We start from the raw sequence: 22,729 nt of genomic DNA on the forward strand, positions 1-22,729 counted from the left end.
TCCACCGGCCCGCGCGTCACGGGGCGCGGCGTTCAGGGCACGAGGTCCTGCACCGCCTGCACGACGGCCTGAGCGTTCATGCCCAGCCGGTCCATCACGATGTCGCCGGGGGCGCTCGTGCCGTAGCGGTCGATGCCGAGGGCGAGCCCCTTCGAGCCCACCCACTTGTGCCAGCCGAAGGTGACGCCGGCCTCGATGGACACGCGCCGGGCGCACGAGGCCGGCAGCACGGCCTCCTGGTAGACGCGGTCCTGGCGCGCGAACCGCTCGACGCACGGCATCGACACGACGCGGACGCCGGGGCCGATCTTCTTCGCGGCCTCGACCGCGTGCTGCACCTCGCTGCCCGTCGCGATGAGGATCGTCTCGAGCGCCGCCGTCTCCTTGACGAGCACGTAGGCGCCGCGCCGGACGCCCTCGCGCTTCGCCGCCGCGTCGCCCGGCAGGAACGGCACGGCCTGCCGCGTGAGCGCGAGGACGGTCGGCCCGTCGGTGCGCTCCAGCGCCGCGATCCACGCGCCGGCCGTCTCCTCGGCGTCCGCCGGCCGGATGACGTCGAGATCGACGATGGCGCGCAGCCCGGCCACGGTCTCGACCGGCTGGTGCGTCGGCCCGTCCTCGCCCACGCCCACCGAGTCGTGCGTGAAGACGTAGATGACCGGCAGGTGCGACAGCGCGGCCAGGCGGATGCTCGGCCGCAGGTAGTCCGCGAACACGAGGAACGTCGCGCCGCTCGGGCGCAGGCCGCCGTGGTAGGCGATGCCGTTCATGATCGCGCCCATCCCGTGCTCGCGGATGCCGGCGCGGATGTTCCGGCCGCCCCAGTGCTCCGGATCGAAGTCGGTGCTCGACGCGATGTAGTTGAACGTCGAGCCGTAGAGATCGGCGCTCGACCCGATGAGCGCGGGCACCGCCTCGGCGACCGCCTGCAGCACGGTCTCGCCTGCCTTGCGCGTCGCGACCTTGGTGCCGGCGGCGAACGCGGGGACGCGCGCGTCGAGGTCCGCGGGCACCTTCCGCGAGGTGCCCTCCTCGAGCTGCCGGGCGAGCTCCGGGTTCTTCTCGCGCCAGGCCTGGAAGGTCGACTCCCACGCCGCGCGCGCCTTGCCGAGCTCCTCCTTGCGCTTCGCGAAGAACTGCTTGACCTCCTCGCTCACGTAGAAGTGCTCCGGGGGCAGCCCGAGGTTCTTGCGCGCCTGGTCGACGAACTTGGCGCCGCCCTCGCCGTGCGCCTTCTGCGTGCCGGCGACCTCCGGGATCCCCTTGCCGATCAGCGTGTGGACGACGACGAACTTCGGCTTGCCGCTCTTCGACGCGCGCGCCTGGCTGAGCACCTTGTGCACGGCCTCGAGGTCGTTGCCCTTCTCGACGCGGAGCACCTCGAAGCCATAGGCCTCGAAGCGCTTGCCCGTGTCCTCGCTCTGGGTCTTCACGGCCATCGCGTCGAGGGTGACGTCGTTGGCGTCGTAGATGACGATCAGGTTGTCGAGCTTGAAGTGCCCCGCGAATGCGGCCGCCTCGGCGGCGACGCCCTCCTGGAGGCAGCCGTCGCCGGCGAGACAGTAGACGTTGAGATCGAAGATCTTGTGCTCCTGCGTGTTGTAGCGGGCGGCCAGCATCTTCGCGGCCACCGCGTGCCCCACGGCGTTGCCCACGCCCTGACCCAGCGGGCCTGTCGTCGCCTCGACGCCCTCGGTGTAGTGGTACTCCGGGTGGCCGGGCGTCTTCGACTCCCACTGTCGGAAGCGGCGGACGTCGTCGAGCGACACCGGGTATCCCGCGAGGTGCAGCCAGCCGTACAGGAACATGCTGCCGTGGCCGGCCGACAGGATGAACCGGTCGCGGTTCAGCCAGTGCGGCTCGCTCGGGTCGTGGCGGAGGAGGTCGCCATAGAGGGCGGCGCCGATCTCGGCGGCCCCGAGCGGCAGGCCGAGGTGACCGGACGAGCAGGCGTGGACGGCGTCCATGGCGAGGCCGCGGGCGATCGAGGCCGCGGCGGCGAGCTTGGCGAAATCAGGCATGGCGCGCACTCTAACCTACTTCGCCGCGAAGCGCGCCACTTCGCGCACCTTCCCCCTGCGCGCCCCGGCGCGTGGTGCGCCTCGAGGGCTCCTCGGCGGGAGCGCCCGGTCGGTGGATGCCCGCCCGGGTGGAGGCGGAACGCGCTCGGCGCTCGGGCGAAAGCGCGCCCGGGTCGCGCCTTCCGCACGGAGAGCCTGGAGATCGCGCTCGGCGCCCGGCCGACCGCACCTTCGCGGTCGCGCGCCCCGAGAGAGGGCTCCCGCGACCGCGATCCGGGGTCTCGAGGTCGCGCGACAGGGTCGGCGCGGTGGTCGAGACCCCCTCGGCGGACCTCGAGACCCCCCTCGGCGGACCTCCAGACCCCCTCGGCGGACCTCCAGACCCCCTCGGCGGACCTCCAGACCCCCTCGGCGGACCTCCAGACCCCCCGCGGCGATCCCGTGGCGTCCGCCGCCTTCGTCCGCGCCAGGCTGGCGCGCGCTACGCTGCCTGGGCCGCGCTGTGCTGCCAGCCTGGAGCGCCGCCGGGCAGCGCTCAATCACCGGCGCAGGCGGCAGCGTGCCGGTCCACGGCGCGCAGCTCATCCAGCGTCTGATTTCGATGGTGGCTCCGGTGCCGGCCCATGGTGGGTGGAGTCGCCGGGTACCTGATGATTGGTTATTGATCGATCGGTCTGCACTCAGAGCCGGACTCTTCGACGAAGACCCGGTGCTCCTCCGGAGGCTCGACAGCGAACGACGCGAGAGCTCACGACGTGCGAATCGGCTCCGCGAGCCAGCGAATCAGCGCTTCACCTTCGAGATCGAGCAAGGCGTCCTCGACCTCGCCCGAGCCGATCGCGCGGGCTCGCTCGACGATCAGTCGCTCCTCGTCGCTCGTCGGGCGCCTCCCGAGCCGCCGCGCAAAGAGGCGGCCGAGCAAAGCCGCGATCGCCTTCTGCTCCCCGCGTTGCTCTCCTCGTTGCTCGGCCTCGATGATCAGCTCTCCGATGATCGGCGTGCGCCGGAGCAACCCCTCTTCCTTGTCCTCCACCATGATGATCAGCTCCTTCAGCAGATTATGCCCCCAGGGGTCGATCGCCGCCATCACCAGCAGCGCCGTGTACAGCTCGGCCCGCTCCTCGGCGGTCTTCGCGCCCACCTGGATCTCCGAAATGATCTCCCGCAGCGCCGCCGCCGTCGCGTTGCGCGCGAGCGGGGCGAACACCAGCCAGAGCACGCTCCCGCGCGCCCGGAGCTCGCCGACCGTGCGCTGGTACACGGCGTCGATCCGGAAGCGCGCGCCGCTGAACGGCCGCCCCGGCCAGGCGATCGGGCGCTTTCCGGTCGCAGGCAAGCGCCGCCTGCGACCCGACAGGACCACGGCGACGCTCTCGATCGGCGGCACCGGCTCACCGGGGGCTTCGAGCCGGAGCGCGGCGAAGAGGAAGCCGAGGTACTCGAAGATGCGATCCGGAACGTCGTCGCGGAGCGCGAAGCAGAACTCGACGTGCAGCACCCGCGGCTCGCCGCCGACCCGCAGGCGCAGGGCCTTGTCGAGGCGGCGCTCGATGTTCGTGACCTGGCTGTCGACCCAGCCGAGGACCTCGATGGGGCGGGCCTCGGGGACGAGGGCGCGGACCAGGTCCTCGGGGCGCCGTCGGGCGAGGTGGCGCAAGGTGATGTCGGCGTCTCCCATGCGCGGCGCCCATGGCAGATCGTGTACCAGGGGTTCGGGAAGCCCAGATCAGGGCAATCCGGGGGGCGGCGCGCGCACCGGCAGGTGGCGGCGCCATGGCGGTGGCGGTAGCGCCACCCGCGCGGTCGCGCTCAACCTGGGTCGCTGGGTCGCTCGCTCAACCTCGGTCGGGTCGCTCAACCTCGGTCGGGTCGCTCAACCTCGGTCGGTTGGCTATCGATCGACCGGTCTGCATTCAGAGCCGGACTCCTTCACGAAGATCCTGTGCGCCGCCGGCGGCTCCATCGCGAACGACATGAAATCGCTTCGATCGTAGTCCTGCACAAAGTCGTTCTCGCAGATCTGCCCGTCGCTGCCGACGTCGATCGCGAGCGACGAGAAGTAGAACCGCGCGCGCGAGCGCTCGACCGGCCCGAACCCCTGATTGATCAGCGTGTGAGGATCATCCGGGATATCGAGCGCGAGGTCGACCGGCAACGCCTCGACCTCGAATGTGTAGCGCGCGACCGCGGTGGCGCTCGCGTCAGCAACGTATTGATCGTAACCCCAGAGCGTCACGTGCGCCGTGGCAGGTTGCTCCAGCGCCATGGGCTCGTGATCGAGCGTGAGTATCGTGTCCGCCCCGCCGCCCGTACCCGCCGCGCCGCCCGTACCCGCCGCGCCGCCCGTACCCGCCCCGCCGCCCGTACCCGCCGCGCCGCCCGTACCTGCTCCGCCGCCCGTACCTGCTCCGCCGCCCGTGTCCGCCCCGCCGCCCGTACCCGCCGCGCCGCCCGTATCTGCTCCGCCGCCCGTGTCCGCCCCGCCGCCCGTGCTCACCTCACCGCACCCGAACAGCGCCACTGCGACGGCGATCAGCACGCAATGAACTCTCATTCTCATCGTCCTTCCTCGATCTCCTCCGCCTCACCCTGAGCATCAGCCGCCAATGGCGGTGTTGCTGCCCTCGCGCAGGTCCGGCGTCCTGTGCTCGTGCGGGAGCTCACGACGTGCGAATCGGCTCCGCGAGCCAGCCGCGCCATCCTGCTCCACGACGGGCGCGCGAGCGCGGCGTGACGACATGGCACATTGGCGGAGAGCGCCCACCTGGCGCGTACACCGATGGGGATAGCCCGCGCGACGCAGCCCTCCCTCTCCTCCGCTGCCGACAAAACGTGTGCCAAGGCCGACCATCCCGTGGTATCAGAGGAAGAAGCCAGGGGGGAAATTTCCTGTGACAGGGCTGCCACCTCACACTGTACGCGTCTGCTCGCTCGCCGGCCTGTGGAAGTCGCCGACCGGGCGCAGGAGGCTCGTCCAGGCATGTTGAGACCGGCAGAGATCCATGCAAGAGCAAGAAACGCCGCCTTCTGGGCTCGTCCTCATCGTAGACGACAACGCGGACAACCTGGACGTGCTGTCCGGCGCGCTCATCGCTGAGGGCCTGGAGGTCGCCGTCGCGTGCGACGGTGAGGAGGCGATCGAGCTGGCCAGCCGCGCTCAGCCCGATCTCATCTTGCTCGACGCGCTGATGCCCGGCCTCGGCGGCTTCGAGGCATGCCGGCGAATCAAGGCCGATCCAGCGACGCGGAGCATCCCCGTCGTGTTCATGACGGCGCTCGCCGAGGCGAAGTTCAGGGTCGAGGGCTTTCGCGCGGGCGCCGTGGACTACGTGACCAAGCCGTTCGAGAAGACCGAGCTCCTCGCGCGGGTGCACACCCAGGTCTCGCTCCGGCGCGCGACGCGGGCGCTGGAGCAGCAGAACACGAGGCTCTCGGAGGAGATCCGGGAGCGCGCCAGGGCCGAGGAGGCGCTGGCCGAGGCCGTGCGGATGCTGCGCGACACCAACGCGCAGCTCTCGCAGCAGCTGTCGCAGAGCGAGCGCGCCGAGGCCGAAAGGGGCGCGCTCCAGGAGCAGATCATCGCGGCCCAGCGGGAGCGGCTCCTCGAGCTCTCCGCGCCGCTCATCCCGATCATCGACGGTATCCTCGTGATGCCCCTCGTCGGCACGGTGGACGTCGAGCGCGCCAGGCAAGCTATCGAGACGGCGCTGCGCGGCGCGAGCGAGCGCGGCGCGGACCATCTCATCATCGACATCACCGGCGTCAAGACGGTCGATGAGACCGTCGCGCGCATGCTCGTGCAAGCGTCGATGGGGCTCTCTCTGCTCGGCGCGCGGACGGTCGTCACCGGCATCCGCCCCGAGGTGGCGCAGACGCTCGTGGGGCTCGACCTGCACCTCGAACACGTCGCGACGAAGGCCACCCTGCAGTCGGGCGTGGAGCACGCGCTGCGCACCCGCCGTCGCGGCCAGCGCGCGCGCGTGCGCTGATGACCAGGTGAATCCATTGCTCGCCCGGCATCTCCGCCGGACCCGAAAGAGGAGCTGAACCGGGATGCATCCGAGAGACTACGCCGTGGGCGAGGTGCTGCACGAAGGGGCCGAGACGCGCGTGTGCCGCGCCGTCCATCGCCCCTCCGGCGACAGGGTGGTCCTCAAGCTCCCCGTGGCGGACGCGCCGAGCTCGCGCGTGACAGGGCGCATCCTGCACGAGCACCACATCCTGACGCAGCTCGGGGCGGTGTCGGGGATCGCGCGGGCGCGGGAGCTCTTGCAGCAGGACGGCGCGGTCGGGCTGGTGCTCGAGGACCCGGGCTTCCGGTCGCTCGACCGCGTGCTCGCCGAGCGCGGGCGCTTGCCGGTGGAGGCGGGGCTGAGGCTGGGAGCGCTCCTCGCGCGGGTCCTCGAGGCCGTGCACGCCGCGGGCGTGACGCACAAGGACATCAAACCTCAGAACGTGCTCGTCGACGCGGCGTACACGCAGGTCGAGCTGCTCGATTTCGGCATCGCCTCGTCGCTGCCGCTGGAGGCGACGGCGGCGAGCGTCCCTGAAGGGCTCGAGGGGACACTCGCGTACATGTCACCGGAGCAGACGGGCCGCACGGCGCGGGCGCTCGACACGCGCACCGACCTCTACTCGCTCGGCGTGACGCTCTTCGAGGCGCTCTCGGGGCGGCTGCCGTTCACCGAGCGCGACCCGCTGGCGCTGGTACACGCGCACCTGGCCAAGGAGCCCCCTGCCCTCGACGAGGTCGCCCCGGAGGTGCCTCCCGGCGTCGCGGCGATCGTGGAGAGGCTCCTCGCGAAGAACGTCGAGCGGCGCTACCAGACGGCCAGGGGGACAGCGGAGGACCTGGAGCGCGCGCTCCAGGCGTGGCGCGAGCACGGCACGGTGGCGCGGTTCCCGCTCGGGGACAGGGACTTCTCGCGCAGGCTGCGGCTGCCCGACGTCCTCGTCGGGCGAGAGCACGAGCGCGCTCTGCTGGGCGCGTCGTTCGCCCGCGCCGCCGCGGGGGCGGCGGAGCTCGTGCTCATCGGCGGCCCGTCCGGCATCGGCAAGACGGCGCTGGTGCGCACCGTATACAGGGACATCGCGCAGGCGGGGCGCGGGCTCTTGATCTCGGGCAAGCACGACCAGCTCGCGCGATCGACGCCCTACGCGGCGATGGCGCAGGCGTTCGGGGCGGTGATGCAGCAGTGGCTGGCGAGCCCGGAGCCGGTGCTCAGGGCATGGCGGGAGCGCATCAGGGGCGACGTGGGCGACAACGCGCGGCTCATCGCCGACGTGGTGCCGCAGCTCGACCTGATCATGGGCAAGCTCGCGCCCGTGCCGCCGGTGCAGGGCGAGCAGGTGCTGGCCCGCCAGCGGCTCACCTGGCTGAGCTTCGTGCGGGCGGTCACGACCCCGAACGCGCCGCTCGTGATGTTCCTCGACGACATGCAGTGGGCCGACAGCGCCACGCTGGAGATCCTGAAGACGCTGCTGACGGACGCGGAGCGGAGAGCGCTCCTGGTGATCGCGGCGTACCGCGACAACGAGGCGCCCCCCGAGCACCCGCTGTGGCAGCTCGTGGCGTCGGTGGAAGAGAGCGGGGCGAAGGTGTCGAGGATGTCGGTGAGCCCCCTGCCGGAAGAGCACGTGAGAGCGTGGGTGGCGCGGGCGCTGGACAGCGGCGAGCCGCGGGCGGCGCCGCTCGCGCGGGTGCTGTGGCAAAAGACGCGAGGAAACCCGTTCTTCATGGAGCAACTGCTGCTCTCCCTGCACAGGCAGGGCAAGGTGGCCAGGGACCCGGAGAGCGGCGCGTGGCGCTGGGAGCAAAGGGAGCTGGAGCAGGCGCAGGTCACCGACAACGTCGTCGCCCTCCTGACGGACAAGGTGCGCGAGATGCCCGAGGCGACCCAGCAGCTGCTCGGGCTCGCGGCGTGCGCGGGGCACACGTTCCACCTCCACGACCTGGAGCGGCTCAGCGGGTGGGAGCGCGCCCGGGTGACCGGGGCGCTGTGGCCCGCCATGCAGGAGGAGCTGGTGGTGCCGGCCGACGGAGACTACCGGCCCGCGCAGGCGCTGGGGCAGGCAGGAGGCGGAGCGCTGGACGCGGAGTACCGCTTCCTGCACGACCGCGTGCAACAGGCGAGCTACGAGCGGGTCGCGCCGGAGCAGCGCGTCCTCGCGCACCTGGAGATCGGCCGGCGGCTCCGGGCGCGCTACGCGGCCGAGGGGGGCACACCGCAAGAGCTCCTGGTGCTCGTGCGGCACCTGAACCTGGGCTCGGCGCGGATGGACTCCGCGGAGGAGCGCGAGGCGCTGGCGCGGCTGAACCTCGAGGCAGCGCGCGCCGCCAAGGCGGCGAGCTCGCACCGGCTCCTGGCGAGCCTCGCGGAGACGGCCCAGGCGCTCTTGGACGCGGACGACGACGCGTGGAGCGAGCAGCCGGAGCTGTCCGCCGAGCTCGCGCTGGAGCGGCTCGAGGCGGCCTTTCTGCTGCGGGAGTTCGACGACGTCGAGGCGCGGTCCCTGCGGCTGCTCGCGATGCCGCTGCCGGCGCTCGCCCGGCTCTCGGTGCACGAGCTGCGCGTCCGCAGCTGCCAGGCAGCAGGCCAGTTCGCGCGCGGGGTGGAGCTGGGGCTCGCCGCGCTCGCGGAGCAGGACATCGTCTTTCCGGGCACGGACGAGGCGCGCGGCGCCGCGGTCCTCGAGGAGTCCGCCGAGCTGGATCGATGGTTCGAGCGCGACCCGGACGCGTTCGATCGGATGCCCCTCGATCCATCCCCGGAGCACGTGCTCGTCGACGCGCTGACGATGCACCTCATGGTGTGCGCGGCGATCGGCGGTCACCCGATCCTGTCGGGGCTCGTGATCGTGCGCGCCGTGCTGAGGGTGCGGCGGCACGGCGCGCTCACGCCTGTCGCTCCGTTCATCATCGTCTGCTTCGCGAACGTGTGGTCGTTGACCAGGGGCATGTACCGTCGCGCCGCGTGCTGGGTCGGCCCGGGGGTGCGCGCGGCCGAGCGGGTCGCGTCGCCCTTCCTGGCAGAGTGCCTGTCGTTCCAGGGGCAGTACACGGCCTACTCCCGCCCCGCGGACGAGATGGGGCCCATCTTCGAGCGGACCTGCGCGACAGGCCTGAAGGTCGGCTCGTTCCAGGGGACGAGCTGGGGCCTGGAGGGCGATCTGTTCTATTACCGGGTGTGGCGCGGCCAGCCGCTCGGGCAGATCGAGGCGCACCGGGCGGCTCGCTCGGGGCTCGTGCAGCGCGCGGGGACCGCGCTCGGGGCCCACTATTTCGAGGCGATCGCCTCGTGGTGCGACGCCCTGATGACCGCGGGCGGCGCGGGGAGGCTCCGGTCGGAGGAGCCGTTTGCACGAGGGTCGCGCTCCCTGCTGGCCGACGGGGACGGGATGGCCGCCGAGCTGGCGCGCATCCTCGAGGCGCACCTGTTCATCGTGGCCGGCGCGTACCCGATGGCGCTCTCGCGGGCTCGCGAGGCCGAGCAGTTCCGCATGTCCATCTTCGGCTTTCCGCCGGTGACCGACGTGCCGCTCTGGCTCGCGCTCGCGGCCGCGAAGCGCTGGCCGGAGGCGACGGACGCGGAGGAGCGGGCCAGGCTCCGCGAGGAAATCGAGCAAGGCCTCGCGCGGCTCCGGTACTTCGCCGAGGGGAGCGCGCACAACTTCCTGCACAAGCTGCGCCTCCTCGAGGCCGAGGACGCCCGCGTGCAGGGCAGGACCGACGAGGCGATGGCCAGGTACGACGAGGCCATCGAGCTGGCTCGCGCGCAGCGCTTCGTCCACATCGAGGCCCTCGCCGCGCAGCTGTGCGCCGAGTTCCACCTCGCGGCGGGCCGGAGCCGTATCGCCGGGGTGTACCTGCGCGAGGCCAGGGACGCCTACCTCCGCTGGGACGCGCACGCCGTGGTGGCCCACCTGGAGGCGCGGTGGCCCGCCCTGCTCCGCGCGCCGGCGCAGCCGTCGGCGCCCGCGATGCCCGCGGTGGCCGAGCGCCGCCTCACGACGGGGGGCCTCGCCACGCTGACGACCACGGGCGGCACCGGCGGCGCGCAGCTCGACGTGAACACCGCGGTGCGCGCGGCGCAGGCGCTGTCGAGCGAGCTCGACCCGGAGCGGGTCGTCGGCCGGCTGATGGAGCTCGTGCTGGAGAGCGCGGGGGCGCAGCGCGGCGTCCTGATGCTCGTCTCGGGAGAAGAGCTCTCGGTCGTGGCGCGGCTCTCGGTGGAGGGAGGCCGGATCGAGACGGGCCTCTCCGAGCCGCTCTCGCGGAGCCGCGAGGTGGCGAGGACCGTCGCGCACTACGTGGCGCGCACGAGCGAGCCGGTCGTGGTGGACGACGCCAGGGCCGACGCCCGCTTCGCGGCCGATCCGTACCTGGCCTCGCGCCACGTCCTCTCGCTGCTGGCGCTCCCGCTGTCGCACCGAGGGCGCCTCCTCGGCGTGCTCTACCTCGAGCACCGCGAGGCGCCGGCGGCGTTCCCCGAGCGGCGGGTGGAGCTCCTGTCGGTGCTCGCCGCGCAGGCCGCCATCGCCGTGGAGAACGCCCTCCTCTACCGGGACCTGGAGGACAAGATCAAGGAGCGCACCGTCGAGCTCCGCATCGCCAAGGAGGCGGCGGAGCGCGCCAGCCAGGCCAAGAGCGACTTTCTCTCCAGCATGAGCCACGAGCTGCGCACCCCGCTCAACGGGATCATGGGCTATGCCCAGCTCCTGGAGCGATCGCCCGAACTCCAGCCGGCGTGGCGCGACGGGCTGCACGTCATCCAGAAATCGAGCGAGCACCTGCTCTCGCTGATCAATGACCTCTTGCACCTCGCCAAGATCGAGGCGGGCAAGATGGACTCGGTCCTGACGGAGTTCCGGCTGCCCGCGCTCGCGCGCACGGTGGCCGACCTGTGCCGGGTGCGCGCTGAGGCCAAGGGGATCGCGTTCGCCGACGAGGTGCGCGGCCCCGCGCTCCAGGCGGTCCGCGCCGACGAGAAGCGGCTGATGCAGGTGCTCTTGAACCTCCTCGGCAACGCCATCAAGTTCACCGAGCGGGGGGGCGTGTCGCTCCATATCGAGGTGCTGGAGGAGAGCGTCCCTGCGGGGCGGCTCGTGCGCTTCCGCGTCGAGGACACGGGCCCTGGGATCGCGCCGGAGCACCTGTCGCGCATCTTCGAGCCGTTCGAGCAGGTGGGCGCGGCGAGCGCGAGGAGCGAGGGCACGGGGCTCGGCCTCGCGATCACGAAGAAGCTCGTGGACCAGATGGGCGGCGCGATCGAGGTGCGGAGCGAGGTCGGCGCGGGCAGCGCCTTCACGGTGACGCTCCCGCTCGCCGAGGCGCAATCCGAGGCGCAAACCGAGGCGCAATCCGGGGCGCAATCCGACGCTCGATGGACGGCGAGCCCGGGCGAGGCCCGGGGGTGGGACACGATCGTGGGCTATCGCGGGGAGCGCCGCACGATACTGATCGTGGACGACAACGCCGACAACCGCGCCGTCGCGCGCGGGTTCCTCGGCCCGCTTGGCTTCGAGCTCCACGAGGCGGACAGCGGCGAAGCGGCGCTGCGCATGGCCGCCCTGCACGCGCCGGCGCTCATCCTGATGGACGTGTACATGCGGGGGATGGATGGCCACGAGACCACGCGCCGCCTCCGGCTCATGCCCGAGCTGCGGGGGGTCGTCATCCTGGCCTCGTCGGCGAGCGTGTCCGAGGCCGAGCAGCAGCAGTGCGCCCGCGCCGGCTGCGATGGTTTCCTGCCCAAGCCCATCCACGCGAGCGCGCTCCTGGACAGTATATCGCGCTTGCTGGGCATCGAGTGGCTCCGCCGCGAGGAGTCGCCCGCTCGGGGTGCGCCGGCAGAGGGGGCCACGGGGAGCGGGCCCCTGGCGCCGCCTCCGGCCGACGAGCTGGCCCTCCTGTTGGCGCTCGCGAACAAGGGGCTCGTCCACAAGATCCTGGATGAGGCGGAGCGGATACGACAGCACGACCCCCGCTTCAGGCCCTGGCTCGATCAGCTCATGACGCTCGCGCGCGGCTACCAGACCCGGAAGCTGCGGGAGTTTGTCATTGCGTACACGCCGGGCGCCTCGGCCCGGGTCGACGGTCAGGCGGTTCCGCAAAGTTCGACGTAACCCGACCTGGGTCGGGTCGCGCGGGTCCCCCGATCGCGACAGGGCCGCTGGAGGTCCAGAGCCCCCGGCTTGACCTGGGGGGGACGCAGGCATGAATGCATGCAAAGGGCTATTCGGCCGCTGAGCGCCGCGTTCATCGTGACACCGCCAGCCTGGCCTTCGCCCCGCGGTCTCAGCAGATGCGCGGGAGTTGCTCGCCAGAGAGCAGATCGAGCGTGCGCCGGGTCCCGAGCCGGGTCCTCAGGACGACGCTCCCCCTCCCCTCGCCGACGACCCGACCGACGCGCGCGGCGCCACGGCCGAGCGGGTGGTCGCGCAGGCTCGCCAGGGCGCGCTCCGCCTGCGCTTCCGGCAGGAACGCGACGAGCCGGCCCTCGCACGCCACGTAGAGCGGGTCGAGCCCGAGCAGCTCGCACGCCCCGAGGACCGCTGGTTCCACGGGGATCTGCGCTTCCTCCACCTCGACGTGGAGGCCCGCGTCGAGCGCGATCTCGTTGAGCACGGCCGCGAGCCCGCCGCGGGTCGGATCCCGCAGGCAGTGGACGTCGACCCCCGACCCGAGCAGCGCCGCCGTGAGGCCTTCGACCGGCGCGCAGTCGCTCTCCACGGGCTCCTCGAACGCCAGCGCCTCACGCACGGACAGCACCGCGATCCCGTGCCGCCCCACGTCGCCGGACACGAGGACGGCGTCGCCCGGCCGGACCCGGCGGGGCGCGATCGCCACGCCGTCGCGCATCACGCCGATGCCGGCGGTGTTGATGAACAGCCCATCTCCCTTGCCCCGATCGACCACCTTGGTGTCGCCCGTCACGAGCTCGACCCCGCACGCGTCCGCGGCGGCGCGCATCGACAGCGCGATCTGCTGGAGCTCGCCGATGGGCAACCCCTCCTCCACGATGAAGCCGGCGCTCAGGTAAGCGGGCCGGGCGCCCGTCACGGCCAGGTCGTTCACCGTGCCGTAGACGGACAGCTTGCCGATGTCTCCTCCGGGAAAGAACCGCGGATGCACGACGTAGGTGTCGGTCGTGAACGCGAGCGACGCGCCGCCGAGCCGCACCACGGCGCCGTCGTGACGGGCCGAGAGAGGACCGCTGTCGAAGGCGGGCAGGAAGAGTTGCTCGATGAGCTCACGCATGAGCCGCCCGCCGCCCCCGTGGGCGAGCTGGATGGTCCTTCCGCGCAGCGGCGCAGGACAGCTCATCTCGAACCGCACGGTGGGTCCGCCCTCCGGTAACGGTAGTAGGCCGCGCACGCGCCCTCCGCGGAGACCATCGTGGCGCCCAGCGGGGTCTCCGGCGTGCAGCGCACGCCGAACGCGGGGCAGTCCGGCGGCTTGAGGATCCCCTGGAGCACGAGGCCGCTCTTGCAGGTGTTCAACCTGCGGGGCTCCGGGTCGCCCGACGGCGCCCACCGCCGCTCCGCGTCGTGGTCCGCGTACGGCGCCCGGAGCCCGAGCCCGCTCCGGGCGATGGGCCCGATGCCCCGCCAGGTCCGGGGCACGACCTCGAAGACCTCCCCGATCATGCGCTGCGCGGCCTCGTTGCCGGCCTCGCGCACCGAGCGGGCATACTGATTCTCCACCTCGGCGCGGCCCTCCTCGAGCTGCCGGACGCACATGAGAATGCCCTGGAGGATATCCATCGGCTCGAAGCCCGTGACCACGATGGGGACGCGGTGCTCGGCGGCAAGCGGACGGTAGGCGTCGACGCCCATCACCGTGCAGACGTGGCCCGCCGCGAGGAACCCGTCGACGCGCCGATCCGGCGACCGGAGGATCACCTCCATCGCCGGCGGGACGAGCACGTGCGACACGAGGAGCGAGAAGTTCCGGATGCCGCGCCGCCGCGCCTCGAACACCGCCATCGCGTTCGCGGGCGCCGTGGTCTCGAAGCCGACCGCGAAGAAGACGACCTCACGGTCCGGCAGGCGCTCGGCGAGCGCGAGCGCGTCGAGCGGCGAGTAGACGACGCGCACGTCGCCGCCCCTCGACTTCACCGCGAACAGGTCGTCGCTCGAGCCGGGGACACGCAGCATGTCGCCGAACGAGCAGAACGTGACCTCGCGGCGCGAGGCGATCTCGAGCGCGCGATCGATGAGCTCGACCGGCGTGACGCACACCGGGCAGCCGGGGCCGTGCAGGAGCGAGATCTCCGGGGGCAGGAGCTCGTCCAGGCCGAAGCGGACGATGGCGTGCGTCTGACCGCCGCAGACCTCCATGATCGACCAGGGGCGCGAGACCACCCGCCGGATCGCCTCCACGTACGGCCCGATGCGCTGCGCGTCGCGGTACTCGTCGATGAACCTCACCGCGGATCCTCCCCTCCGCGCGCCGCGCCGAGCTCATCGAGGTAGGTGAGCGTCCGCCGCGCCGATGCCTCGTCGATGCGGCTGATGGCGAAGCCCGCGTGCACGATCACGTAGTCGCCGGCCTCCGCCTCCGGCACGTAGGCCAGGCAGATCTCCTTGACGATCCCGCCGAAGGCGACGCGGCCGAGCCGGAGGTCGCCCCCCGTGACGCCGAGGACCTTGCCGGGGACGCCGAGGCACATCGTCACGCCTCCACCAGGTCTGCGCCGCGCCGCGCGGCCACGAAGACCTGGCCGAGCGACAGGCCGCCGTCGCCCGGCGGGTAGAGCCTCGGCGTGTAGACCTCGACGCCCCGCGCGGCGAGGCGCTCGCGGATCCACGCGGCGAGGAGCGCATTCTGGAAGCACCCGCCCGAGAGCACGACGCGCCCGAGGCCGCTCGCGGCGGCGAGCGCCTCGGCGACGTCGACGAGCGCCCCGTGAAAGCGGGCCGCGATGACGCCGGGCGGCGCACCGTCGCGCCGGTCGCCCAGCACCGCGTCGATCAGCGGACCGGAGTCGATCACCGCCGGCTCCCCCGGCGCGCCGGCGCGCACCGGCAGCGGATAGCCCGCCCGCTCGCCGGCCGCCTCGGCCAGGCACTCGAGCTCCATCGCGGCCTGCCCCTCGAAGCTTGCCGCCCCGCGCAGGCCCGCGAGCGCCGCCACCCCGTCGAACAGGCGCCCCACGCTGGTGGTGCGCGGCGAGCCCGTCCCGCGCGCGAGCATACGGAGCAGCGGGCCGAGCTCGGCCTCGCGGAACCAGGCGCGCGCAGGGTCCCGGGCGCCCTCGCCGTGGAGCTCCCAGAGCAGCCCGAGCGCGGAGCGGCGCGGCTCCCTCATGGCGCGCTCGCCGCCCGGCAGCGGGAAGGAGCGAAGATGCGCCGCGCGGCGGAAAGACGCCCCGTCCACGACCAGCGCCTCGCCGCCCCAGAGGGTGCCGTCGAGCCCGTAGCCGGCGCCGTCCCACGCGAGGCCGAGGACCGGTCCGTCGAGGCCGTGCTCGGCCATGCAGGCGGCGACGTGCGCGTGGTGGTGCTGTACCCGGAAGAGCGGCGCACGGAAGGCCGCCGCGAGCTGCTCGGCGATGCGGCTTCCCGCGTAGTCGGGGTGAAGGTCGCAGGCGACGCGCTCCGGCCGCACCCGGAACAGGCGCGCGAGGTCGAGCGCCGTGCGCTCGATGAGCGCGGCGCCCTCCGCGGTGTGCGCGTCGCCGAGGTGCTGGCTGACGACCACCTGGCCGTCGAAGAAGAGCGCCGTCGTGCTCTTCAGGTGGCCGCCGAGGGCCAGGATCGGCGGGGCGGTGACCCGCAGCGGGAGCGGCAGCGGGGTGAACCCGCGCGCGCGGCGGAGGAGCTCGATGCCGGCCGGCCCGACGCGGGCCACCGAGTCGTCGAGGGGGCGAGCGATGGGCCGGTCGTGCACGAGGAACAGGTCGGCGACGCCGCCCAGGCGCTCCAGCGCGTCCGATGTGTCGATGCAGATCGGCTCGTCCGAGAGGTTGCCGCTCGTGCAGACCACGGGGCGCCCGACGAGCTGGAGCACCAGCCGGTGGAGCGGCGTGTAGGGGAGCAGCGCCCCCAGGCGCGCCATGCCCGGCGCGACCGCGCCGGCGATGGCGACCCGCGCAGCGGCGGGCGCGAGCCGCCGCAGCAGCACGATCGGCGCCTCGGGGCCGAGCAGCGCGCCCGCCTCCGCGGGAGACACGCGGCAGGCGTCCCGCACGGCGTCGAGCGAGCCGAACATCACGGCGAACGGCTTGGCGTCGCGGCGCTTCCGCCAGCGCAGGAGCGCGACCGCGTCCGGCGACGTCGCGTCGACCAGCAGGTGGAATCCGCCGAGCCCCTTCACGGCGACCACCCTCCCCGCCCGCACCGCGGCCGCGGCCTCGCGGAGCGCGCCGTCAGGCGACCCGGAGCCCCCGAGGCTCGGCTCCATCGGGTCTCCGGCGGAGGTCACGAGCTCGACGCGCGGGCCGCACGCCGGGCAGGCGATGGGCTCCGCGTGGAAGCGCCTGTCCGACGGGTCCTCGTACTCCGCGGCGCACGCAGGGCACATCGCGAAGCGCTCCATCGTGGTCCTGGCCCGGTCGTACGGGAGCCCCGAGAGGATCGTGTAGCGGGGTCCGCACTGCGCGCAGCTCGTGAAGGGATAGCCGCGGCGGCGGCCGGTCTCGCTGTCCACCTCGCGGGCGCACGCCTCGCAGACGGCGAGATCCCCGGGCACCGACGGGCGCGCCCCGCTCGCCGCCTCGCTGCCGAGGATCTGGAACGGACCGGCTTCCTCCTCGGCCCGCGGCTCGATCTCGATGCGCTCCACGCGCGCGGGGGCGCTGGGCTCGCAGATCAGGCCCGTGACGAAGGCGTGGAGGCTGCGCTCCGGCCCCTGCACCTCGATCTCGACCCCGCCGGGGCGGTTCCGCACCCAGCCGCCCAGGCCGAGCGCGGACGCTCGCCGGTACACGAGGGGCCGGAAGCCCACCCCCTGCACGACGCCCTGCACGCGGAGCGCGAGGCGCGGCATGGCTATTCGACCTCCAGGGCGTCGAGGCCGAGCCCCAGGCGCCCGAGGAGCGTCGCCTGGTCGCCGCCGCAGCGCGGGCAGAGCAGCACGTGATGGTCGGGCGCGTACGTGACGCCGCAGGAGAGGCAGCGCGCCTCGACGCGCAGGAGCCGGAGATCGAGGCGCGCCCCCTCGGCCGGCGTGCCGCGCGCGTGCGCCGCGAAGTGGAGCGAGAGGCTCGCCGGCGAGAGCGCCTCGGCCTCGGCCACCCAGCCGCGCACCGAGAGGACCCGCGTTGCCCCATCGGCCGCGGCGCGGTCCAGCGCGGCGGAGAGCAGCTGCCTGGCGATGGACGACTCGTGCACGGGCTCACCCTCCGAGGAACGAGAGGACGCGGGCGACAGCCCGGGGGACCGCCGCGGTCACCTCGGGCGACAGGTCGAGCTCGGCCAGCGCTCGGGGCTCCGGGCGGCGAGGTCTGCCGATGCTCACGCCGACGATGCGGATGTCCGGCGACAGCCGGTCCGGCGCCGCGATGCGCGCGAGCTCGATGGCCTGCGCCACGCCGAGGCCGTGCGTCGAGACCGGGACGGGCGCGCCGGCGGCGAGGTCCGAGGGCGAGAGATCGAGCACCTCACCGGACGGCGACGCGAGCACGGCGTCGACGACCACGACCGTCGCGGGCGTCTGGAGGAGCGAGACGAGCGCGCTCGCGTCCCTCGCCTCGACGAGCTCCGCGTCGCCGGGCAGCCCCTGGCGACGCAGCGCCTCGAGCACGGCGAGCCCGGCGGCGTCATCCCCGGCAGCCCGTTGACCGAGCCCGATGATCCGCGCGGTCATCGCCGCGCCTCCTCGACGCGCAGGGTGAGGAAGTGCGTCGCGCAGGAGATGCAGGGGTCGTGGTTGCGCACGGCCTGCTCGGCGCGCGCGGTCGCCTCGCGGTGCGGCAGCGACGCGAGCGACGGCGAGAGCGCGCAGAGGTCCTCCTCGATCGAGCGCTGGTTCTGCGACGTGGGCGGGACGATCTTCGCGTCCAGGATCGTCCCGTCGGCGTCGAGCGCGTAGCGGTGGTACAGGAAGCCGCGCGGCGCCTCGGAGCCGCCGTGGCCCGTACCGGCGCGCAGCGCCGGGGGCGGGACGAACGGCGCCGGCGGGGGCGCGTACGCGTCGATGATCCGGATCGACTCCTCGAACGCCTGCAGGATCTCCACGAGGCGCACGAGCAGGCTCCGGAACGGGTTGCGGCACGGGACGGCGAGGCCGGCAGCGCGCGCCGCGTCCTGGACCTCGGGGAGCAGGCGATCGAAGCTCAGGTTGAAGCGCGCGAGCGGGCCGCACAGGTAGCTGCCTCTGCCGCGAATCCGGGACCTCAGCGCGGTCGACCAGGGGGCCTGCTCCTCGACGAAATGCGCGTCGTACGCGCGCACCTCGATGTCGAGCCCGCCCGAGGAGACGAGGCGCCCCTCGGCGATCGCGTACACGTCATCGCTGCGGAGCGCGACGAACTCGTAGGGCCGCTCGAGCTCCGGGCACGGCAGCGTCGCCATCCAGGAGAGGCACGCGCGCGTGTGCTCGCGCCCGGCGCGGAGCTCGGGGAGCAGGCGCTCGAGCTCCGCGCGGGACGGCGCGCTGTAGAAGCCGCCGACGCGGGCGTTGACGGGGTGGATCTCCCGGCCCCCGAGGAGCGCGACGATGGCGTTGCCCGCCTTCTTGATGGCGAGGCCCTTCGCGACCCAGTCGCGGTGGTCGCGCGCCATCGCGACCGCGTCCGGGTAACCGAGGAAATCGGGCGCGTGCAGCAGGAAGACGTGCAGGGCGTGGCTCTCGATCCACTCGCCGCAGTAGAGGAGGCGCCTGAGCGCGCGGAGCTCCGGGCCGAGCTCGACGCCGAGCGCGTCCTCCATCGCGCGGCAGGCGCTCGTGATGTATGCGACCGGGCAGATGCCGCAGATGCGGGACGTGATGTCGGGCGCCTCCGCGTAGCCCCGGCCGCGGAGGAACGCCTCGAAGAACCGCGGGGGCTCGAAGATCGACAGGCGCGCCTCCTTCGCCCGCCCGTCCTCGATCACGAGCGTCAGCGAGCCCTCGCCCTCGACGCGGGCGAGGTAGTCGACCGCTATCGTGCGCACCTCACCGCTCATGCCGCTCGCTCTCCGCGCGGAACGCCGGGGCGTTCGCGTTGAAGGTGCGGTGGAGCCGCACGAGGTCGCGCTCCGGCACGCCCGCCGCCAGGAACGCGCGCGAGAGCGACTCCATGTTCGGCGCCTCCATCGGCCCGAAGCAGCCGTAACAGCCGCGCTGGTAGGTCGGGCAGAGCGCGCCGCAGCCCGCGTGCGTCACCGGGCCGAGGCAAGGCGTCCCGGTCACCATCACGCACACGTTGCCGCGCATCTTGCACTCGACGCAGACGCTGTGGCTCGCGATGCTGGGACGGCGCCCGTGGACAAAGGCGCTGATCACCTCCAGGAGCTGGCGCTTGTTCACCGGGCAGCCGCGCAGCTCGAAGTCGACGGGGACGTGGTCGGCGATCGCCGTGGAGGTGGCGAGGGTCTCGATGTACGCGGGCGAGGCGTACACGACCGACAGAAACTCCCGTACATTCGCGAAGTTGCGCAGCGCCTGGATGCCCCCGGCCGTGGCGCAGGCGCCGATCGTGACGAGCGCCTTCGACAGCCGCCGGACCTCGATGATCCGCTCGGCGTCGGCGGGCGTGGTGATCGACCCCTCGACCAGCGACAGGTCGAACGGCCCCGCGCCCTCGAGGCTCGTGGCCTCCTTGAAGTAGGCGATGTCGATCGCGGCGGCGAGCGACAGGAGCTCGTCCTCGAGGTCGAGGACGCTGAGCTGGCAGCCGTCGCACGAGGCGAACTTCCACACGGCGAGCTTCGGCTTCGCGGGGCGCGCCATGGCGCTCACAGCTCCCGGACCGCGAGCAGCGGTCCCACGCGGTCGTAGCGGAGCACGGGGCCGTCCTTGCAGACGAAGCTCGGCCCGAGCTGGCAGCGACCGCAGATCCCCACCGCGCACTTCATGTTCCGCTCCAGGGAGGCGTAGACGCGCTCGCCGGGGACGCCGCGGCGCTCGAGCTCGCGCGCCGTGAAGCGCATCATCACCTCGGGCCCGCAGACGAACGCGACCGCGCGACCCGGATCGAAGTCGGCGAGCCGCAGGAGGGCCGGTACGACCCCGACGAGCCCGCGCCACCCGGGCCCGGCGCGGTCCACGGTCACGAGCACCTGCAGGTCGGCGCGGCGGCCCCAGCGATCGAGCTCCCTGCGGTAGAGCAGGTCCTCGGGCCCGCGGGCGCCGTAGAGCAGCGCGACGCGGCCATAGGCGGCGCGGTGCCGGAGGATGTGGCAGAGCGCCGGGCGCAGCGGCGCCATCCCGAGCCCGCCGGCGAGGAGCAGCAGGTCGGCGCCGCGCGCCTCGCCGACGGGCCACGGGCTCCCGAACGGGCCGCGCAGCCCGAGCGCCATGCCCGCGCGGAGGCGGCCGAGCGCGCGCGTGACCGAGCCTGCCTCGCGGATCGTGTGCAGGAGCCGATCGGGCCGCGCGGGATCTCCGCTGATCGAGATCGCGACCTCGCCGACCCCGAAGGCGTAGAGCATGTTGAACTGGCCGGGCGCGAACGCGAGGCCGCCCGGGCGGCCCGGCACCTCGATCGTCGCCGTGAAGGTCGTCGCCGTCTCGCGGTGGACACGCCGCACGCGCGCCGGCTCCGGGGCCCAGGGGTTTGGGGCGGAGGGCGCCGCCAGGCGACCCGCAGCCCCAAGCGGCGAGCCGAGGTTTGGGGCGGAGGGCGCCGCCAGGCGACCCGCAGCCCCAAGCGGCGAGCCGAGGTTTGGGGCGGAGGGCGCCGCCAGGCGACCCGCAGCCCCATGCGGCGAGCCGAGGTTTGGGGCGGAGGGCGCCGCCAGGCGACCCGCAGCCCCGAGCGGGGAGCCGGAGCTCCTCGGGAGCGCTGCGTCCGGCGCGAAGGGCAGCGGGGCCTCCCGCGGCACGAAGGTCATGGCTCGGCCCTGTAGACGTCGAGGCGCTGCAGCCGCACGCGCTCCAGGCGCGCGTAGAGCTGCCGCAGCAGGCGAAGGGATACGGCGTATCCGAGCGCAGGATCGGCGTCCGAGCACGCGCGCACGTGCGCTGCGTCGAGCCCGACCGCGCGGACCTGTGTGACCGCCTTCGCGTCGAGCACCCATCGGCGCGGCGGGAAGAGCCAGTGAAGGCCCAGGATGTCCCCGCCTGACAGGCTCTCGACCTGCACCGGGTCGCGGCCGGGGCGGTGGATCTCGAGCGCCACACGCCCCTGCGTGAGCAGGTACAGCGTGTCCGCCTCGCCTCCCTCGCGGAGCAGGAACGCCCCCTCCGAGAAGCTCCGCGCAGACGCGCCCTCGGCCAGGCGCGCCAGGTGCGCGGCCGGGAGCCCCCCGAGAAATGGGTGGGCTCCGAGGACGGGGAGGAGCTCCTCCGCCTTCACCCTCGCCTCCCCTCCCCGGCAGCAACGGCCCCATCTGCAGCGCGGATGGCCGCCGCTTCCTCGGTGATGTCGATGCCGACCGGACACCACGTGATGCACCGGCCGCAGCCGACGCAGCCGGACGTACCGAACTGATCGATCCACGTGGCCAGCTTGTGCGTGAGCCACTGCCGGTAGCGGGCCCGGCGCGAGGCGCGGACGCTGCCGCCGTGCAGGTACGAGTGGTCGATGGAGAAGCACGAGTCCCAGCGCCGGAAGCGCTCGGCCGTCTCGGAGGGACCCGCGAACGCGGAGTCACGACCCATGTCATCGGCGGAGCCCCGACCCACGTTGAAGTCCCGGCCCTCGTCGGCCGCGAGGTCCGTCACGTCCTCGACCGTGCTGCAGAAGCACGTCGGGCACGCGAGCGTGCAATTGGTGCATCCGAGGCAGCGCTCGGCCACGTCGTCCCAGCGGGGGTGCTCGAGGTTTCGATAGAAGAGCTCCTTGATGCCGTCCGTCTCGAGCGTCCTGCCCATCTGGGTCGCCGTGCGGCGCGAGACCTCGAAGGCCGCGCGGGCGTCGTCCTCGCCCGCGCGGGGCGCGCCCACGCGAGCGAGCAAGGAAGCGCCGGCGTCGCTGCCCACCTCGACGAAGAAGCGGTGGCCGTCGTCGAGGAGCTCGGTCAGCGCGAGGTCGAAGCCACGCTCGGCGCGCGGCCCTGTCCGCATCGACACGCAGAAGCACGTCCCGCCTGCCTGCCCGCACTGCACTGCGATGACGAAGAGGCTCCTGCGGCGCGCCGTGTAGTCGGGATCCGGATGCGGGCCGTCGACGAAGACGCGGTCCTGCACGTCGACCGCGGCGAGATCACACGCCCGCGCGCCGAGGAGCGCGAGGCGCGGAGGGGGCTCGGGCTCGTCGGTCCGCGAGATGGTGCCGCCGCGCCGCCTGAGCTGCACCAGGCGCAGCCGCGGCACGAACAGGAGGTGCTTGAGCGACCGCGGCCCGACCGCGTAGCCGAACAGGGCCTCGTCCACGCGCCTGGAGAGCCGGTAGCGGCCGGCCTCCTGCTGCTCGGTCCAGCCGGCCGGGAGCTCCTCCACGCCCTGGATCTCGTCGTACACGATGGCCCCGCCGCGGACGGTGGGACCGATGAGCCGGTACCCGTCCTCGCGCAGGCCCTCGAGGAGCGCCGCGAGCCCCGGCCGGCCGAGCACCGCGCTGTCGCCAGGATGAAAGCCGGTCTCTGCGCCGCGCATGCGGGGCCGGCGAGCACGCTCC

Annotated in this window: 16 protein-coding genes; 2 read left to right on the top strand and 14 right to left on the bottom strand. The window is 73.2% G+C overall.

Annotation, left to right across the window (positions count from 1 at the left end; genetic code table 11):
* Positions 1-32: 32 nt before the first annotated feature.
* The 3 genes from tkt to WME85_RS24460 form a co-directional block, all read right to left on the bottom strand.
* On the bottom strand, positions 33-2,021 hold the full coding sequence (gene tkt, locus WME85_RS24450; protein ID WP_437841455.1) for a transketolase: 1,989 nt from the start codon (positions 2,019-2,021) through the stop codon (positions 33-35).
* Positions 2,022-2,769: 748 nt separating this feature from the next.
* Complete coding sequence (locus WME85_RS24455; RefSeq protein ID WP_437841458.1) at positions 2,770-3,699, bottom strand: hypothetical protein; 930 nt, start codon at positions 3,697-3,699, stop codon at positions 2,770-2,772.
* Positions 3,700-3,912: 213 nt separating this feature from the next.
* On the bottom strand, positions 3,913-4,581 hold the full coding sequence (locus tag WME85_RS24460; protein ID WP_437841460.1) for a hypothetical protein: 669 nt from the start codon (positions 4,579-4,581) through the stop codon (positions 3,913-3,915).
* Positions 4,582-5,023: 442 nt separating this feature from the next.
* Here WME85_RS24460 and WME85_RS24465 point away from each other — a divergent pair, with 442 nt between their 5' ends.
* A complete protein-coding gene (locus tag WME85_RS24465; RefSeq protein ID WP_437841462.1) occupies positions 5,024-6,010 on the top strand; it encodes a response regulator in 987 nt (328 codons plus the stop codon).
* Positions 6,011-6,074: 64 nt separating this feature from the next.
* Complete coding sequence (locus WME85_RS24470) at positions 6,075-12,146, top strand: AAA family ATPase (protein ID WP_437841464.1); 6,072 nt, start codon at positions 6,075-6,077, stop codon at positions 12,144-12,146.
* Between the two features lie 172 nt (positions 12,147-12,318).
* Here WME85_RS24470 and hypE read toward each other — a convergent pair whose 3' ends face one another.
* From hypE to WME85_RS24525, 11 genes are all read right to left on the bottom strand, one after another.
* Positions 12,319-13,347, bottom strand: a complete 1,029-nt coding sequence (gene hypE, locus WME85_RS24475) for a hydrogenase expression/formation protein HypE (protein WP_437841467.1) — start codon at positions 13,345-13,347, stop codon at positions 12,319-12,321.
* On the bottom strand, positions 13,344-14,453 hold the full coding sequence (gene hypD / locus WME85_RS24480; RefSeq protein WP_437841470.1) for a hydrogenase formation protein HypD: 1,110 nt from the start codon (positions 14,451-14,453) through the stop codon (positions 13,344-13,346). Before hypD ends, hypE begins: the two co-directional genes overlap by 4 nt.
* A complete protein-coding gene (locus WME85_RS24485; RefSeq protein ID WP_437842346.1) occupies positions 14,450-14,695 on the bottom strand; it encodes a HypC/HybG/HupF family hydrogenase formation chaperone in 246 nt (81 codons plus the stop codon). The genes hypD and WME85_RS24485 overlap by 4 nt, the downstream gene beginning before the upstream one ends.
* A 2-nt stretch (positions 14,696-14,697) precedes the next feature.
* Positions 14,698-17,013 (bottom strand): carbamoyltransferase HypF, encoded by a 2,316-nt coding sequence (gene hypF, locus WME85_RS24490; protein ID WP_437841472.1) that lies wholly within the window; start codon positions 17,011-17,013, stop codon positions 14,698-14,700.
* A gap of 2 nt (positions 17,014-17,015) precedes the next feature.
* Positions 17,016-17,357, bottom strand: coding sequence for a hydrogenase maturation nickel metallochaperone HypA (locus tag WME85_RS24495; protein ID WP_437841475.1), 342 nt, complete (start codon positions 17,355-17,357; stop codon positions 17,016-17,018).
* 4 nt (positions 17,358-17,361) lie between these two features.
* Positions 17,362-17,832 (bottom strand): hydrogenase maturation protease, encoded by a 471-nt coding sequence (locus WME85_RS24500; RefSeq protein ID WP_437841477.1) that lies wholly within the window; start codon positions 17,830-17,832, stop codon positions 17,362-17,364.
* Positions 17,829-19,133 (bottom strand): Ni/Fe hydrogenase subunit alpha, encoded by a 1,305-nt coding sequence (locus tag WME85_RS24505; protein ID WP_437841479.1) that lies wholly within the window; start codon positions 19,131-19,133, stop codon positions 17,829-17,831. The genes WME85_RS24500 and WME85_RS24505 overlap by 4 nt, the downstream gene beginning before the upstream one ends.
* Positions 19,123-19,899, bottom strand: coding sequence for an oxidoreductase (locus WME85_RS24510; protein WP_437841481.1), 777 nt, complete (start codon positions 19,897-19,899; stop codon positions 19,123-19,125). The genes WME85_RS24505 and WME85_RS24510 overlap by 11 nt, the downstream gene beginning before the upstream one ends.
* 5 nt (positions 19,900-19,904) lie before the next feature.
* Positions 19,905-20,747: an FAD/NAD(P)-binding protein gene (locus tag WME85_RS24515; protein WP_437842347.1), complete on the bottom strand. Its 843-nt coding sequence runs from the start codon at positions 20,745-20,747 to the stop codon at positions 19,905-19,907.
* A 251-nt stretch (positions 20,748-20,998) separates the two neighbouring features.
* Positions 20,999-21,466, bottom strand: a complete 468-nt coding sequence (locus tag WME85_RS24520) for a cyclic nucleotide-binding domain-containing protein (protein WP_437841484.1) — start codon at positions 21,464-21,466, stop codon at positions 20,999-21,001.
* Positions 21,463-22,707, bottom strand: coding sequence for a 4Fe-4S dicluster domain-containing protein (locus WME85_RS24525; RefSeq protein ID WP_437841486.1), 1,245 nt, complete (start codon positions 22,705-22,707; stop codon positions 21,463-21,465). The genes WME85_RS24520 and WME85_RS24525 overlap by 4 nt, the downstream gene beginning before the upstream one ends.
* Positions 22,708-22,729: the final 22 nt, after the last annotated feature.

This window comes from Sorangium sp. So ce1153, assembly GCF_051521595.1.
Classification (GTDB): domain Bacteria; phylum Myxococcota_A; class Polyangia; order Polyangiales; family Polyangiaceae; genus Sorangium.

Coding starts and splice junctions, on each gene's coding strand:
- WME85_RS24465 (WP_437841462.1), top strand. CDS start 5,024: ATGCAAGAGCAAGAAACGCCGCCTTCTGGGCTCGTCCTCATCGTAGAC.
- WME85_RS24500 (WP_437841477.1), bottom strand. CDS start 17,832: ATGACCGCGCGGATCATCGGGCTCGGTCAACGGGCTGCCGGGGATGAC.
- WME85_RS24525 (WP_437841486.1), bottom strand. CDS start 22,707: ATGCGCGGCGCAGAGACCGGCTTTCATCCTGGCGACAGCGCGGTGCTC.
- WME85_RS24485 (WP_437842346.1), bottom strand. CDS start 14,695: ATGTGCCTCGGCGTCCCCGGCAAGGTCCTCGGCGTCACGGGGGGCGAC.
- WME85_RS24510 (WP_437841481.1), bottom strand. CDS start 19,899: ATGGCGCGCCCCGCGAAGCCGAAGCTCGCCGTGTGGAAGTTCGCCTCG.
- hypF (WP_437841472.1), bottom strand. CDS start 17,013: ATGCCGCGCCTCGCGCTCCGCGTGCAGGGCGTCGTGCAGGGGGTGGGC.
- WME85_RS24455 (WP_437841458.1), bottom strand. CDS start 3,699: ATGGGAGACGCCGACATCACCTTGCGCCACCTCGCCCGACGGCGCCCC.
- tkt (WP_437841455.1), bottom strand. CDS start 2,021: ATGCCTGATTTCGCCAAGCTCGCCGCCGCGGCCTCGATCGCCCGCGGC.
- WME85_RS24470 (WP_437841464.1), top strand. CDS start 6,075: ATGCATCCGAGAGACTACGCCGTGGGCGAGGTGCTGCACGAAGGGGCC.
- hypE (WP_437841467.1), bottom strand. CDS start 13,347: ATGAGCTGTCCTGCGCCGCTGCGCGGAAGGACCATCCAGCTCGCCCAC.
- WME85_RS24505 (WP_437841479.1), bottom strand. CDS start 19,133: ATGAGCGGTGAGGTGCGCACGATAGCGGTCGACTACCTCGCCCGCGTC.
- WME85_RS24460 (WP_437841460.1), bottom strand. CDS start 4,581: ATGAGAATGAGAGTTCATTGCGTGCTGATCGCCGTCGCAGTGGCGCTG.